The sequence below is a fragment of the uncultured Brachyspira sp. genome (assembly GCF_944388875.1).
Classification (GTDB): Bacteria; Spirochaetota; Brachyspiria; order Brachyspirales; family Brachyspiraceae; genus Brachyspira.
In genome coordinates this window covers 41019-57032 of record NZ_CALXKQ010000002.1, presented here as the reverse complement: position 1 = coordinate 57032, position 16014 = coordinate 41019, and the positions used below count along the sequence as shown (strand labels likewise).

General features: G+C 27.7%; 12 protein-coding genes. 2 read left to right on the top strand and 10 right to left on the bottom strand.

Annotated features, from left to right (window positions below; genetic code table 11):
* Nucleotides 1-14 precede the first annotated feature (14 nt).
* The 8 genes from Q0J69_RS02465 to Q0J69_RS02430 form a co-directional block, all read right to left on the bottom strand.
* Nucleotides 15-1430 carry a DUF4026 domain-containing protein gene (locus Q0J69_RS02465; RefSeq protein WP_297204023.1) on the bottom strand — a complete coding sequence of 472 codons (1416 nt, stop codon included), beginning with the start codon at nt 1428-1430 and terminating at the stop codon, nt 15-17.
* A 124-nt stretch (nt 1431-1554) separates the two neighbouring features.
* Nucleotides 1555-2253, bottom strand: a complete 699-nt coding sequence (locus tag Q0J69_RS02460) for a SprT family zinc-dependent metalloprotease (RefSeq protein ID WP_297204019.1) — start codon at nt 2251-2253, stop codon at nt 1555-1557.
* 3 nt (nt 2254-2256) lie between these two features.
* Nucleotides 2257-5403 (bottom strand): HsdR family type I site-specific deoxyribonuclease, encoded by a 3147-nt coding sequence (locus Q0J69_RS02455; protein WP_297204017.1) that lies wholly within the window; start codon nt 5401-5403, stop codon nt 2257-2259.
* 91 nt (nt 5404-5494) lie between these two features.
* Nucleotides 5495-6628, bottom strand: coding sequence for a restriction endonuclease subunit S (locus Q0J69_RS02450; RefSeq protein ID WP_297204015.1), 1134 nt, complete (start codon nt 6626-6628; stop codon nt 5495-5497).
* An 8-nt stretch (nt 6629-6636) separates the two neighbouring features.
* Nucleotides 6637-6972, bottom strand: a complete 336-nt coding sequence (locus tag Q0J69_RS02445) for a HepT-like ribonuclease domain-containing protein (protein WP_297204012.1) — start codon at nt 6970-6972, stop codon at nt 6637-6639.
* A 15-nt stretch (nt 6973-6987) separates the two neighbouring features.
* Entirely contained in the window at nt 6988-8142 is a 1155-nt protein-coding gene (locus Q0J69_RS02440; protein ID WP_297204010.1) for a nucleotidyltransferase domain-containing protein, read from the bottom strand.
* Between the two features lie 2 nt (nt 8143-8144).
* Nucleotides 8145-8450, bottom strand: a complete 306-nt coding sequence (locus tag Q0J69_RS02435; RefSeq protein WP_297204008.1) for a helix-turn-helix transcriptional regulator — start codon at nt 8448-8450, stop codon at nt 8145-8147.
* Nucleotides 8451-8608: 158 nt separating this feature from the next.
* Nucleotides 8609-10105 (bottom strand): type I restriction-modification system subunit M, encoded by a 1497-nt coding sequence (locus Q0J69_RS02430; RefSeq protein ID WP_297204005.1) that lies wholly within the window; start codon nt 10103-10105, stop codon nt 8609-8611.
* Between the two features lie 490 nt (nt 10106-10595).
* Here Q0J69_RS02430 and Q0J69_RS02425 point away from each other — a divergent pair, with 490 nt between their 5' ends.
* Entirely contained in the window at nt 10596-12434 is a 1839-nt protein-coding gene (locus tag Q0J69_RS02425; protein WP_297204003.1) for a methyl-accepting chemotaxis protein, read from the top strand.
* Between the two features lie 99 nt (nt 12435-12533).
* Here the strand turns inward: Q0J69_RS02425 and Q0J69_RS02420 are convergent, their stop codons facing one another.
* Both Q0J69_RS02420 and Q0J69_RS02415 read right to left on the bottom strand, forming a co-directional pair.
* A complete protein-coding gene (locus Q0J69_RS02420) occupies nt 12534-12827 on the bottom strand; it encodes a DUF2314 domain-containing protein (protein ID WP_297204001.1) in 294 nt (97 codons plus the stop codon).
* A 49-nt stretch (nt 12828-12876) separates the two neighbouring features.
* Entirely contained in the window at nt 12877-15288 is a 2412-nt protein-coding gene (locus Q0J69_RS02415) for a TIGR03960 family B12-binding radical SAM protein (RefSeq protein ID WP_297203999.1), read from the bottom strand.
* Between the two features lie 155 nt (nt 15289-15443).
* Between Q0J69_RS02415 and Q0J69_RS02410 the strand changes: the two genes are divergently transcribed.
* Nucleotides 15444-15923: a CDC27 family protein gene (locus Q0J69_RS02410; protein ID WP_297203996.1), complete on the top strand. Its 480-nt coding sequence runs from the start codon at nt 15444-15446 to the stop codon at nt 15921-15923.
* Nucleotides 15924-16014 lie beyond the last annotated feature (91 nt).

The following is a 16014-nucleotide window of genomic DNA, read 5'->3' as shown; positions in this document are numbered from 1 at the left end:
TTATATATTAAATATTAATCAAACAGCAAATAAATATTTCTTGAATTATACTGTTCTTCTCCTGTATATATAGCCCAATCTGTAAGTCTTTCTATACTATGCATACCTCTGTCGCCCTCATGCATACCCAAATCTTTATAAGGTTCATTAAGCAAAGTAGCATCAAAATATCCGTCATCTGTAAAATCATGCACATCAAACCATAAATGTTCTAAATCATTAGGGTTTTCTTCTGTTTCTCCATATCCTAATTTTACTAGGAAAGAAATTTCTTCACTGCCTTTATTTTTATTTAATAATTCTAAAAAGTATTCTATTTTATCAAAAGCAGCCTCTCTCATAAGTGAAGTTTCAAAGTTGCTCATCATAAACATAGGATTATCTGTAAGTTCTTTTTTATAAAAATCAAGCGTGTGATAATTTCCTTCTTTATCTACTGCAACTAATATTCCTGAAGGAGTATTATGCACACCGTCATTTCTATCTTTAGCACTTCCTGACACATCATCAGAAATATTAAGTTTTTTCAAAGCCTCTTCCCAAGGAAGCCAGCAAACATAAACATTATATGCAGGATTAAATTTAAATCCAGGCTCAGGAACTCCTCTTTCTATAAACATTTTAGCACATGTATTTAATAATTGTCCATAAGCAGCATTTGAATCTTCAACACCTACTATCTCCAATTCTATAGAGCCTACCCTATAAAGTCCATGCGTATGAAACCAATATTCTATTTTATTAGGGTCTTTATCATCATCATAAACGGCATGTATAGTATAAAGATAATCCAAAGATGAAGGCAAAGCAAAAGTAGAAGTGTATGAAAGCCAATCTCCTGAATGTGCTGTATAGCATGACATATCCAAAAATATAGAGGCTTCAGGAACTAAACTGTCCAATAATTTTAATTGTCTTTGATAATCCGTAAGCTGAAAATTATCAAATGTTGTAGATATATGCACAGCGTATTTGCATTTGCAAGCTTCATTATAATCTTCTTCTCTTACTGTATTTACAGAAAATATTTCTGGAACATTCTCTGTAACGCTTGAAGCATCAACTAAAGCAATATAGAAATTAAGTTCATCATTATTCTCTTCGTTACCCTCCTCTTCACAATGACATCCGCATCCGCATCCTTCATCGGAATTACTGCATCCGCATTCATGCCCTTCTTCATCTATAACCATAGGCAAATACTGAAGCTTTACCGATACCTCCCATTTAGATTTATCCCTTATGAAATTAGACTCATCTATCTCTTTTAAATCCATTACCATATACTCATCAGATTCAGACAATATCTCTCTAAGCTCATCAACAGTCATATTATGATCATACTCTTTATTAAATACAGCAGCCATCCATGATTCTAATCTCTGTTCGCCGCTTGAAAATACATTATATAATTTTTCATTGTAATCCATTAGTATGTAAACCTCTGATATAAACTTTTTTCATAATTATACATTATAAAAAAATAATTTTATATAGCATTTTTATATTTTTTACAAAATTACAAACTTAATAAAAGATAGAGTGAGATACTTTTTACAAATTATTAAAAAATGTGTCCAGTATCTTTTTTTCTTTTTTCCATTCAGGCATATAAAGACTTACAATATCATAAAATTGTTTGCTGTGATTTGCCTGCAAAAGATGTGCCAATTCATGGAGAACTATATACTCTACAGCATGAACAGGGTACTTCATAAGCTCTAAATTAAATGTTATATGTTTTTTCTTAACATCGCATGAACCCCATTTGCTTTTTAATTTTTTCACACTGAATGTATTAACTTGCAATTCCATAAGGGAGCTGTACTTTTTTATCAATGAATCAAATAATTTCAAAGCCTCTTTTTTATACCAAGTATCAAGCAGTATATGTTTTTTTCTTATATCGCTGTTTTTGTAATTCTCATCATCTTTGATATTAACGTACATATACATAATTCTGCCTGCAATAATTATATTCTCCTTTCTGCATTTTAATACCTTAAGCATATAGCTTTTTCCAAGATAATATATCTCATTGCCGCTTGATAATTCTTTAAGGCTTATATCATAAATATTTTTCTTTTTTATCTCTTCTTTTTTATCTTCTATCCAATCTTTTCTCTTTTCTAAAAGATCATATATATATTTTTTGGCAACCTTTTTAGGTGCTGTTACATATATATTTAAATCAGGCTTCACTCTTATATATATATTCTTAATCCTCTTGTATTCTATTATAACTTCACTCATCTTCTACCTTGTATTTTTATTACTATAATTTGAATATATGTTAAGTCCTATTTTTAAAAGCACATTTAAAAATGATGTCATTTCATTGTTGCTTATGCTTAATATTTTTTCATCCTTACTCTCATTTCCCAATTCAAATAATTTTACATCTATATCGCCTTCTATATTATCCCTTACAGATTTAATATTCTGCCAATCAGGCAAAGTGCTGTTTGATTTAAACAATTTATCAACAAATAAAGAGAAATCTATCAATGCATCATCATTATCTATATACTTCTTTGAATTATCATAAACTGATCTGGCACATTTATTATCCCTTATTCTCTCATCATATTTCATATTCTCTTTTTCATTTTCTCCTTTCACTGTCAATGCTATTTCCATAGCCTCTTCAAGTTTTTCTTCTACTGTTATCCTATGATTTTTATATCTCTCTATTATATCAGATATCTTTTCTGAGAGTTTAGTATAAAGTTCTGGGTTCTCTTCCATTCTTTCTTTTATTACACTGCTTGCTGCATTTAATACAGCATCAGATTTTTCTTCATTTAAAGAATCTATTTCAGCTTCAAAATCTGCATCAAATATACTTGGTATTCTATTTAAAACTTTTACCTCGCTTTCTGTACCTATAAACTCATCATAAAGTTTCTGCATCTTAGATTCATATTCTTTAAAATCTATTGCCTCATGATATTTAATTCTCAAACGTTTTCTAAGCTCTATACATGTTTTAAATAATTCTTTATATTTTGATATCTCCTCATAACTAAAACTCTCTAAAAAATGCATGCTAAACTGACATATATTTAAAAGCTTTGAATAATTCAAAAATAATTCATAAAATTTTTTTCTCTTATTTTCTTCATGTAAAATTAAACTGCATTTATTTATTTTATCCTTATCATTCAAAATAAGCTCTGGCAGAAAATTTACCAATTCATCATAAGCAGCTTTAAACTCTTTTATTTTTTCTTTTATGTCAAATACAGCATCTTCTATATCTTCTAAATCATAATTTGCTAATATATCATAAGCATTCAAAGCCTTATCTAAATTTTGAAGAAGTCCCCTGTAATCTATTAATACTCCGTTATCCTTTCCTGTATATGTTCTATTTACTCTAGCTATAGCCTGCAAAAGTCCATGATCCTTTAACTCTTTATCTATATATAAAACCTGAGCCCTAGGTGCATCAAATCCTGTAAGAAGTTTATCAACCACTATAATTATATCTATATTGCCGTCTTTAAAGCTGTCTGTAACTTTTTTAGTATAATTATTTTCATCATTTGAATATTTACTGTATAGCTCTTTCCATTTTTCTGATACATATTTTTTCTTTTCTGCATTATTTTTATTATCTTCCCCTTCATCATACTGAGATGATATAACAACGGCAGTTTCAAGATTATGATAAACATCAAATATTTCCTTCATCTTCATAGCCTGATACTTACTTGAAACGGCAAGCATGGCATTAAAATCTGTATTTAGCAAATTTTTATTATAATGCTTAACTATATCATCAGCTAACAATACCAATCTCTGCTCGCTTTCTAATATAACTTTTTCCGTAACTTTTTTATTTTTTAAATCCTCTTTTTCCTCTTGAGTTAAATTTTTTGTAATTAAATCGTATCTGAAATCAAGTCCTTTTTTATCATGTATTTTCTGTTCTATAAATCTGCTTTCATAATATAAAGGCACTATTACATTGTCTTCTAATGCATCCCTTATAGTATAAGAATCTATAAAGCCTCCGAATTTTTCTGCCGTACTTTTTTCAGATTTGTATAAAGGGGTTCCTGTAAATCCTAAATAACATGCATTTGGAAAAATTTTTCTCATCTTAAAAGCAAAATCACCATACTGACTTCTATGACTTTCATCTACCAAAATAAAAATATCAGAAGAATCTATTATAACTTTTTTTTCAAATACCTTATCAAATTTATTTATTACAGTAGTTATCACACTTTTTCCGCTTTCTATTAATTTGACAAGATTAGCCCCCGTTTCTGCCCTTGCCACTGAAATATCAGTATTTAAAAAAGTATCATGTATCTGCTCATCTAATTGAACTCTATCGGTAACAACAACTATTTTTGAATTCTTTATTTTTTTGGATATCATTTTTGTAAGCATTGACATTGTAAGACTTTTGCCGCTTCCCTGAGTATGCCATATAACTCCGCCTTCTCTTTTTTCTTTGACTATATTTTGAATACGCTCCATAGTCTTTTTTACTGCAAAATACTGATTATATCTTGTTACTTTTTTTACAGCTCCGTCAAATATTATAAAATATTCCAAAATCTCAAATAGTCTTTCTTTTTCAAATAATGAATATAATGTTATATCTATTTCATTTATTATTCTGTCTTTTATTATTTTATTAAGCTCTTTCATTACCTTGCTTTGTTCTTTATTTGAAGCCTTTAATCTTTTATTATCATTATTTTCTTTATCTTTCCATATATTATATAATTTTTCTGGAGTACCTGCCGTACCATATTTTACAATATCATCGTTAGCACAAATAAGAATCTGAGAGAATTTGAATAGCTGTCTTATTTCATTTTCATTTTGGTTTCTTACCATCTGCTCTACAGCATTTATTGAATCTACACTTCCTTTTTTTAATTCTATAACTCCTATTGGTATTCCGTTTATAAATACTACTAAATCAGGTCTTCTCGTTTTTTCTCTCTCTTCTGTGCAGTTTCTGCTTACCATAAACTCTTCTGTTATATGAAAAACATTATTATCTATATTATCAAAATCTATATATCTTATATTAAAACTTTCCTGTTTATTTCCTATTTTTTCTTTATACGATTCTCCCCTTATAATTTTTGAAGTTATCTCTTCATTAGTAATTAAATACCCTTTTATTAAAGGCATGTCTAAATCATTTACAGCTTTTTTTATATTATCATCAGAAAAATTAATCTTCTTGCCGTCATAAACAAAATAATTAAACTTTTTCATTTGTTCTTCTAATATATTTTTTAAAAGCACATTATTGGTATCATTATCCCTTTCTGTCAATGCTTCTTCTGGACTTATATATTGATACCCCATATTCTTAAAAAGCTCTATTACTTTATCCTGTAAAAATCTTTCGCTGTATTCTTTAGGCATAATATTTCTCCAATTTTTTAATTTTGGACATAAATTATTATAATGTAATTATATTTTTATATCTACTGTAATATTTATACAAGAAAAAAACTTAAACCCTAACTTTACCTGTAAGAAGCCTTTGCATAAGCCCTTTCTTCTGAAGTTTGCGTAATTCTAACTGTTTTTTTATATTATCTATTTCAGCATCTATCACAGAAAGAAGTTCAGCTATTCTTTTTTGCTCTTCAATACTAGGCAATTTTATTTCCATATCGGTTAATGTACTTATAACTATATATGGTGTATTACCTTCATGTCTTTCCTTCTTTATTCTATATTTTAAATATTCGTCAAGATAGTATTTTATATATTTAATGTTTTCTGTAAAATCCATTAATACATAAGTTCTCTGATAGGCATTAAACTTGCCGTTATAGTAGTGTATATAACCAACATAAGCACCGTTCCCAGATATTAATAAAGCCTCTCCGTCAAAAGCATAAGTGTTTATTTTATAATAATCTTTGGCACAAGTGTAAAATCTATACTTACCATCCTGCTCCATAGCATTAGCATCCAATTTTCCAGTCTTTATAGTTTTGCAAATATCAGACAATTTTTTTATTTTCCAATCATCATTAAAACCATTAAATCTAGCCTTGCCTGTTAAAACCCTCTGCATTACACCCTTCTTATAAAGTTCTTTTTTTTCTATAAGTTTAGTAAGATTCTCTATAATATCATCGCATAATGAAAGTATGTTGACTATGCGTTTTTGTTCATCAATAGGAGGAAGCAGCAATTTACATTCGCCTATTTCTCTCAAATTTATTTTTTTTGGAAATGCAGCATGAAGAGTTCTTGAATATAATGCCTTTTGAAAATAATATGACTGCATTGCATAATAAAGATAGAGATAATAAACTTCTTCGCTTATATTTGTAAATAAACTTATTGTAACATAATAGGCTAATTTTTCATCTTTAGTGATGACTGCGGGGGTTCCTATATCGCCTATTCTTGTCATAAAAATATCATTTTTTTTTGCTTTAATTTTATATAAATTATTATAATCTTCTTCTGATATAAATTTATTGCTTGCATATATATTATTAATATTTTCTGCACTTATAAATCTTATTCCGCTATCCGTATAATTTGGCGTAGTATGTATTCCGTCCTGTATAGTACAAATATCTTTTAACTTCTTTTCCTGCCAGCCTTTCGGAAGCCATTGAGTCATTGTATCTCCTATAGTTTTATACTATAAATATCTTCTTTCAATTTAGGAATATCTCTATTTACTGTTGCCCATATTATATCATTACAAACATCATGGTATTGATGTATTAAAAAATTCCTCATATCCGATAATAAACGCCATTCTATTTGAGGATTATTGTTTTTTGTTGCTGATGATATTTTATTACTAGCCTCTCCTATAATAATTATTTCGAACATCATTAGCTTCTGCATCCTTTCATTATTCATAAAATCATCTTTATCTTTTATTTCTAATAAATATTTCTCTATTGAATTTATACATTTTTTTATATCATTAATAAAATAAACATCACTTTTTTTCATTTTGTTTTACCTAGATTACTGTAATAATACTTCTTTATTGTCTTCTATTGACTCAGCAATATAATCTTTTATATTATTTTCTGTAACCAAATCAACTTTTCTTGAAAGCATCTGTTCTAATTCATTTTTTATCCTCATTATCTCAAATATGCTCTTAGTTTCTTTAAAATCAACTAATATATCAATATCGCTTTTATCATTGAAAGCTGCTTTTCCTTTTTTTACAAATGATCCAAATATGGTTATTTTGCCTGCTCCCTCTTTCTCCAACTTTTTTAATATTATTTGTTTCTGTATATCTGGTATTTTTTTTCTTTGCTCATTTATAAACCTTAATCTTCTTTCACATATTTCTTCAAAATGATCATATTTTCCTTCTGCTATTCTACATAATGTAATATATATCGGACCGCTGTCTATGTTTTCGCCTGCTGCTTTATTATATAAATATGCTATTTTTTCAGAATCGCTGTAGTCAGGGCTTAATCCAAATCCATTTCCTATTGAAATTTCTAATAGTTTTAATAAATTTTCTCTGCTATATATTAAATTATCTTTTTTTAGTTGATCTGGTATATAATATCCATTTACAAATGGTATTTTAAGCTCTTTCAGCCTTACCTCAAGCATAAACTCTGTTATACCAAAATACTTTCTTATAATTGAAGATTCTCTTAAAATATCTATAGTACCTATTATTTCATTTTTACCAAGAAATTTATTTAATTCATCTTTAGGAACTAATAAATTTCTTGCATATTTATTAGCAAATACCTCATTGCTGAACATTATATTGGAATATTCATCAACATAATAAGCTTTATCAAAAAGCTCTCTGCTGTCTATATTTACATATTTAACATAATGCCCAATTTCATGAGCTATAATTTGATTTTCAGATTCTTCTATATACAGCTCTTTAGGTACTACGAAATCTCCTATTTTAAAATCTTCTCTTTTTGGATTAATATTTATAATAGATTTTTTTATATTTATCATTCCTGCCTTATTCTTATATTTAGAAAATAGTTTTTCATCATATATTACATTTAAACCAAAAGTTCTAATAGCAAAATCTGCAACAGGGAATGGATATTTTATTATTCCGCCTTTATTTATATAGTTTGTTAAATTTTTTTCGATTATATCTATAATTTCACTATTTTTCATAATTATCTACCAAATTTTTCAAAAGTTTTAAAATATGTTTCTTCATAATAGTCTGCATCTTCATCTATACTATTATCTATTTTTGAATGTTCAAGTATATCAATTATTTCATTTAAATTATAATTTACATTTAATGCTTCTAATATACTTATAACTTCATCTTTAGAGGGTATTATCCTGCTGCATTCTATATCACTTAAATATACATGTCCTTCATTTCCTAAATTCATTTTTTCAGATAAATCTCTTAAACTTAAAAATTTACTTATTCTAAACTCACTCAAAATTTCGCCAATATTTTTTTTCATAAAGCTTTCCTAAAAAAATAAATTTCCAATAGTATAGATTGATACAAAATAAATCTAATTATAAAATATAATTTACTATATAATTGAATTATATCACTATGATAAAATTAAGTAAACCAGTATTATATATTATGGTATTATATTCTAAATGCATTAAATTAAAGCTTTATATCCTTTAAAATACTTCCTAATTTCATGCTTAAATCATCATGCTCTTTATACAAAACATCTATTTCTTTATTGATGCTTTTTAAATTAACATTGTCTTCATCTTCAAATGAATCTATGTATCTAGGTATATTTAGATTGTACTCATTTTCTTTTATTTCTTCTATTGACGCTCTTCTGCAGTACTTTTCTATGTCTTTTCTGTCTTTATATGCCTGTGCTATCTTTTCTATATCCTCTTCTCTTAAACGGTTTTGATTCTTGCCTTTCTCATATTCCACGCTTGCATCTATAAATAAAATATCCTTTTCTTTTCTGTCTTTTTTTAATATTAATATACATGCAGGTATAGAAGTGCCGTAAAATAAATTATTAGGCAAACCTATAACAGCATCAAGCAGATTATCCTCTATTATTCTTTCGCGTATAGTACCTTCGCTTGCCCCTCTGAATAATACACCATGAGGCATTACAACAGCAGTTATTCCATTGGATGACATGCTGTTTATCATGTGAAGTACAAAAGCATAATCTCCTTTGCTCTTAGGCGGTATCCCGTACTCGAATCTTTTGTAATTATCCTTTTCTACTATTTCTTCGCCCCATTTATCCAAACTAAAAGGAGGATTCGCTATCACTATATCAAATCTTTCCAAATTGCCATTTTTATCTAAAAATTTAGGCTCTTTAATAGTATCTCCCCACTCTATTATTGCCTTATCTCTAATCTCATGCAAATACATATTCATTCTGCATAAAGAATACGTTTGACTGTTCTTCTCTTGACCGTATATAGTACAGTTATTTCCTCCAAGCTCTTTATACACCTTTACAAGCAAAGAACCGCTGCCGCATGTAGGATCATATACCTTTAATCCGCCCTCTCTATTATAGCTTACTATCTTTGCCATTAACATAGACACTTCAGGGGGCGTAAAGAATTCCCCTCCCTTTTTACCCGCATCGCCTGCAAAGTTCTTTATTAAATATTCATAAGCATCACCCATAACATCATTATTATCTAATGCACTTGGACTTAAATCTAAGGCAGGATCATTGAAGTCTTCTAATAAATTTTTTAATATGGAATTTCTGGTCTTTGTATTTCCGAATTTATTTGAATCATTAAAATCTATATTGTTAAAAATACCTTCAAATTTATCAGGGTTCTGCTTTTCTATTTCACGCAATGCAGTATTTATTATCTCTCCTATATTGTTCTCCTCACGCATAGAATAAAGATAATCAAAACTGGATACCTCGCTTATTTTATATGCCATTCTTAATAAACTTCTCGATAAAATACCTTCATTTTCTCCATATTTCTTTTTTAATTCTGCAGTTTTTTCTTTAACAAAATCTGATAAATATTTAACAAAAAGCATACTCAATATATAATCTTTATAAACAGAAGAATCTATTGAACCCCTAAAAGTATCGCATGCCTTCCATACTATATTTTCAACAGTTTCTTTTGTAGTTTTCATATTTAATTTCTCCTTAAAATCAGCGGTTTTTTAGTAATTAGTCATATTAAAATATAATAGTCAATCATAATATTTTTTGGTATTGTCAGTATAAGAATAAACATTGTATATTAATTTTCATATAAAAGCTATGATGTAATAATAATATTTATGATAGATTCATATAAAAAATAAGACTTATGTATATAATAAATATGAAATTATAAAAATCAGCGGATATAACACATATTATATCCGCTATTAAGGTAAATTATGAAGAAAAAAATTTATAAAATTAGATACAAATCAATTCTGATATATTGTAAATATACAAAAGTTTTTAAAAAAGTGTAATAAAAAAATAATAAAATTTAAATTTTTTTATAAAATTTGATTTTTATTTTTCATAAAAAATTAGTATAAAAAATCTACACTTTATTTTTTTTTGATATATAATTATTAACCAATATTAATGTAAAATTTAATCTAAATCGTTTATTTGGAGTTTTTTATGAAAAAAATAAATAGTTTATCTTTCAGGATACCAGTTATTATAACATTGATATCTATTGTACTTATAGTGATTATATTATCAATAGCAGTAAACTTTGCTAATATAGGAATAAGCAAAAGCCGATTTGAAGGCTTCCAAAACACTGTACAGGCTTATGCAAAATTATTTGATTCTATATTGGTAAGTCAAATTGCATTGGCAAAAACATATTCTGTGGCACCTGCAATTATTGACTCATTAGTAAACAGAAATGAAAACACATTAAGAAATCTTTTGAACTCCCTAAAACAATTTAATAATGCTAATGAATATTCTATAAATACAGTAGTTACTGATTTGGATGGAAATGTTGTTATGGATGCTATTGGAAATACATCGGGAAGCATGACTGACAGAAGACCTACCTTATGGGGCAAGTTAAAATCTAATAATTATGAGTTTACATTTGATGATAAATTGGTTACTTCAAAAGATACTGGAGTACATTCTATAGCTGTAGGAGGAGGAATAAAAGATTCATCTAATAATTTAATAGGAGTTGTATTTGTTATAATAGATTGGAAGTTAATACATAATAATTATTTCACAGATATAGCACTTGGAAAAACAGGAAGAATACTAGCAATAGATTCTACTTTAACTGATATGATGGATAATTTATACGATCAAATAGGTTCAACAGCAGTTTCAGCATACAAAACAGTATTTGATAATAATTTATCACAAGGAAGATTATCATACATATATATGGGTCAGGATAGAACTGGATCATACACTAAAATGAAAAATATGAACTGGATTGTAGCTATGAGTATGTTTGACAGTGAAATATATTCTACAAATAGAGATTTAATAATAATAAGTTCTATAGTAGCTATAATAGCTATTGCTTTATTAGCGGCATTTGTTTATTTATTTATTAAAAGATTAATGGGACATTTGAATAGTATCATAAGAGAAGCTAAAGAAATAGAAATAGGTAATTTGACTTATGTTGCTAATGAGCATAAAAGAAAGGATGAACTTGGAATATTGTTTGAGTCATTCAAAGGAATGCGTCAAAAATTAACAGAAATCATATCTAAAGTTAATGATTCTTCTCAAAAAATAACTTGTGCTGCTCAGGAATTATCAAATGGAAATGCTGATTTATCTAGAAGAACCGAAGCACAGGCTGCAAGCCTTGAAGAAACAGCAAGTTCTATGGAAGAGATGGCATCAACAATAAAATCTTCAACTTCACATTCTGTAGAGGGTAATAATATGATGAAGGAATCTATGGATTCTATTAGAAATGCAGGCTCTATAATAGCAGAAACTACAAAAAGTATAGAAGAAGTTAATGAAGACAGTGAAAAAATAAAAAATATTACAAAAGTTATAGAAGATATAGCATTCCAAACTAATATACTGGCTTTAAACGCTGCAGTTGAAGCAGCCCGTGCTGGTGAACAGGGTAAAGGTTTTGCTGTTGTAGCAAGTGAGGTTAGAAACTTGGCACAAAACTCTCAAACTTCTGCAAAAGACATAACAAATTTAATTAATGTTATATATGAAAAAATTAATAAATCAGCAGAAAAAGCAAAAGAATCTCAGCAGATATTTGAAGATTTAGAGAAAAAGATAGAAGAAACTTCAAATATAATGCGTGATATAAGCGAAACGGCCGTTGAACAGCAGGTTGGTGTTGATCAGGTAAATACAGCAGTTGCACAAATGGATACGGTTACACAGCAGAATGCTGCATTAGTTGAACAGTCATCTGCAGCTGCTGACTCATTATTAAATGAAGCAAAAGAACTTGAACAGGCAATGCGTTTCTTTAAATTAAGATAATTTTATAAAAATATAAAAACTTAAATGCCTGATAGTTTTTATCAGGCATTTTTTTATAATAACATTTATATATCAAAAGATAATTTAAATGATGCAAATTTAAAAATTTAAGTCTGTATCAATTATATTTTCAGTTTTAAAAACTATCTCATCGCCGCATTTTACACTTTTCAAATTATAAGGATCATTGTCTAATATACCTCTAAAATTATCCCCATTTATATTTGTAATTTTTACCCACATTCTCTCAGGTACAGCATTTTCTTCAGTAAAAATTAATTTAACATAATCATCAGTTTTTAAAGAATTAATTTCTTTTTTAGATGGGATTTTAAAAGTGTCTGGATACTCTTTATTTAATTCGAATGCATTTTCTAAATAATATTTACTCATAATAAAAATTCCTATAAATTAATTAATCATTTAGGACAATATTTGATATCTATACAAGCTCCAATTTTCTGATATTTTTTATATTAATATTGTTTTTTGAAAGATAGCTTTTTATGTCCCGTACCCTAACAGCCTTTTCACTGCTTTCTAAAAGAGTTATAATTAAGTCATTATCTTTATTTATAATTAAATAATCGCCTTTTCTCTCTTCGCTTACTTTTAAATCTTCTTTATTTGAAAGTATATCAAAAGCATTTTTATCATCGTTTGTTATAAGTTTGTAAACCGTATTTTTTGGAAGTGCTTGTATATTTTTAGCATTTACAGGTGCAGAAACGGCATTAATTATTTCAATACCTATATGAGCAAGCAAATTATTAATTTTATTTTTTAATAAATCTATGTCTATGGCTTCAGTTAAACTCACTTCCATATACTCTGCCTCACTCTCGCAGGCAAAAGGAGTAGGAGGCGTAAATACTACTTTCTCCAATGGGTGAAAACCTTTGCTTAATGATATGCTAGCCCCTGCAATTTTTAAAGCACATATCATAACACGAGATAAATCATGCATACCTAATAATGATGATATACCCTCTTTTTTGAATTTCATTAATACTTTATAATTTACAGCAAATATATCGCGTTTTTTTAATGTTTTTAATTCTTCAGCCATTTGAGTGAAGTTTGTATTTAAAACTTCTTTTTTGTATTTATGGCAGTATTTTTTATAATCTATACCGCAGTTTTGACAATTCCCTGTAAAACAGTAGTCTGTAAACTTACCGTTTTGAAATCTATCATATTCTTTATCAAAAAACTTCTGACTTACAAGAGTATCAATACATTTCCAAGGCATATTTATTTTTTTGCTTAATAATTCTTTTATAGTATATCCGCTTTCTTCTATAGTTTCTTTCCAAATATCATAATTAAAATGCTCAACCCAAGCATCGAATCTGGCACCTTTTTTATAAGCTTTATAAATAATATCGCCTATTTTCTCATCGCCTCTAGATATTATTCCCTCAATTTCTGCCATTCTAGGAGGATGATACTTTATAGCAACCTTCGTACCTTTGAAATGATCTCTGATTTTTCCTATATATTTTATAGCCTCCTCATCTGTAAGCTGATTAGTATTTTCTAAAGGGGTATGAGGCTTTGGAATAAATACATTAATTGCCGCATTGATTTTTACCTTATTTTTTGACACTTTAATCATCTTCTCAAGTGCTTCTATTATCTCATCTGCTTCTTTCTCTGGATTATCAGTAAAACCTATCATAAAATATATCTTTACTATTTTCCAGCCCATCTTCTGAACATCAGCAAGTATATTGTATATGGCATCTTCGTCCATTTCCTTATTGATTTTTTCTCTTAATTCATGACTTCCTACCTCTAATGCAAATGTTAACCCAGTCTTTCTAAACTGTGCTATTCTATTGGCAGTTTCTTTATCAAATGAATCTATTCTAAGAGATGGAAGAGATAAAGAAAACCCCTTATGCTCTCCAAGTGTCTGCAGATATTCTATCAAATCAGCAATATGCGGATAATCGTCAGCAGAAAGAGAAAATAAATTTAAAGTATTAGCTCCAGTAGCTTCTAATGATTCCATAGATATTTCTACAATTTTTTCTATAGTACGGTTTCTTACAGGGCGATAAGTAATACCAGCCAAACAAAATCGGCAGCTATGAGTACAGCCCCTAGCTATTTCAACAGATATTCTGTTTTGTATGCCCTCTACAAGAGGAACTAAAGGTTTTTTAACATAAGGCATATCATTAATATTTTCTACAAATATTCTTTTTACATGCTCTCTTGGGTATTTCGGCACATAAGCATACTCAAGTTTTGAAAGCTCTTTTAATATATCATCTCTTTTTGCTCCATTTTTTTTGAGATTATAAATTATATCAACGAAGTTCTTCATCTCAATATCAAACTCGCCGAATAAAAATACATCTATAAAATCAGCAAGCATGAAAGGATTAAATACGCTAGGTCCTCCTGCCGCTATTATAGGTACATCTTCTCCCCTCTCATCTCTATGTATAGGTATTTGGCTTAATTCTAGTACCTGAAGTATATTTGTATATATAAGCTCATACTGCAAAGTAAACCCCAAAACATCAGCATCTTTTACCCTGCTGAAAGTTTCCAAAGTATAAAGCGGTATATTTTTTTCTCTTAAAAGTTTTTCAAAGTCTTCGGCAACAGCATACACCCTCTCGCATGATGCATACTCAATAGAGTTAATAACCTCATAAAGTATAGAAAGCCCCAAATTGCTTATAGCTATTTCGTACATATCAGCAAAGCACATAACAAATTTAAAAGGCATGTCTGGTTTTATTATAGCATTTATCTCGCCGCCTAAATATCTGGTTGGTTTTATTATATCCTCGCTTTTAACAAGTTCTAGTATTTCATTTTTTAAATTTCCGCTCATTTTATTATAATTATCCTAATTATTTTTTGAATTAGTATTATATAGTAAAGTTTATTATTATACAAATTTATAAAAAATATCTAAATTTTTGGTATTTATTAAATATTTATTATTAAATAATTAATATTAAATATATATTTAAGGAGTTAATAATTATGGATAATTTTATTAAAGAAATTGAGAGATTATTAAAAAATAATGATATCCAAAAAGTTAAAGATAAATGTAATGATATTATAGAAAAAGAAGAAAAAAATATTGAACAAAAGCAAACTAATGCTAATACTTTTTATAATTTAGCCTTATCATATTATTATTTGTATAGAGCTGATTACAATGAAGATTATTATAATAAAGCAATAAAATTTTGTGATGAATCCATTAATAAAGAAACAAATAATAAGGCTAATGCACATTATATTAAAGGATTTGTAAATTATTATGCTGGAAAATATGCAGATGCTATTGAAGAATATGATCAAACACTGGTATTATATAAAAATCATTATTATGCTATATATGCTAAAGCTATGTCTTTATCTATGTTAAAAAAATATGATGAAGCTATAAATATAATTGAAGAATATAAAAAAAGTACTGCTAATCAGGACAATGAATATTCTAATATCATATAGAATATTTTTATTACTGTAAAATTATATTAGAATTAAAAAATAATATATGTAATTATGAAAATATATTAAACTATCTCGATAAAATTGATAA

Coding starts and splice junctions, on each gene's coding strand:
- Q0J69_RS02465 (WP_297204023.1), bottom strand. CDS start 1,430: ATGGATTACAATGAAAAATTATATAATGTATTTTCAAGCGGCGAACAG.
- Q0J69_RS02460 (WP_297204019.1), bottom strand. CDS start 2,253: ATGAGTGAAGTTATAATAGAATACAAGAGGATTAAGAATATATATATA.
- Q0J69_RS02455 (WP_297204017.1), bottom strand. CDS start 5,403: ATGCCTAAAGAATACAGCGAAAGATTTTTACAGGATAAAGTAATAGAG.
- Q0J69_RS02450 (WP_297204015.1), bottom strand. CDS start 6,628: ATGACTCAATGGCTTCCGAAAGGCTGGCAGGAAAAGAAGTTAAAAGAT.
- Q0J69_RS02445 (WP_297204012.1), bottom strand. CDS start 6,972: ATGAAAAAAAGTGATGTTTATTTTATTAATGATATAAAAAAATGTATA.
- Q0J69_RS02440 (WP_297204010.1), bottom strand. CDS start 8,142: ATGAAAAATAGTGAAATTATAGATATAATCGAAAAAAATTTAACAAAC.
- Q0J69_RS02435 (WP_297204008.1), bottom strand. CDS start 8,450: ATGAAAAAAAATATTGGCGAAATTTTGAGTGAGTTTAGAATAAGTAAA.
- Q0J69_RS02430 (WP_297204005.1), bottom strand. CDS start 10,105: ATGAAAACTACAAAAGAAACTGTTGAAAATATAGTATGGAAGGCATGC.
- Q0J69_RS02425 (WP_297204003.1), top strand. CDS start 10,596: ATGAAAAAAATAAATAGTTTATCTTTCAGGATACCAGTTATTATAACA.
- Q0J69_RS02420 (WP_297204001.1), bottom strand. CDS start 12,827: ATGAGTAAATATTATTTAGAAAATGCATTCGAATTAAATAAAGAGTAT.
- Q0J69_RS02415 (WP_297203999.1), bottom strand. CDS start 15,288: ATGAGCGGAAATTTAAAAAATGAAATACTAGAACTTGTTAAAAGCGAG.
- Q0J69_RS02410 (WP_297203996.1), top strand. CDS start 15,444: ATGGATAATTTTATTAAAGAAATTGAGAGATTATTAAAAAATAATGAT.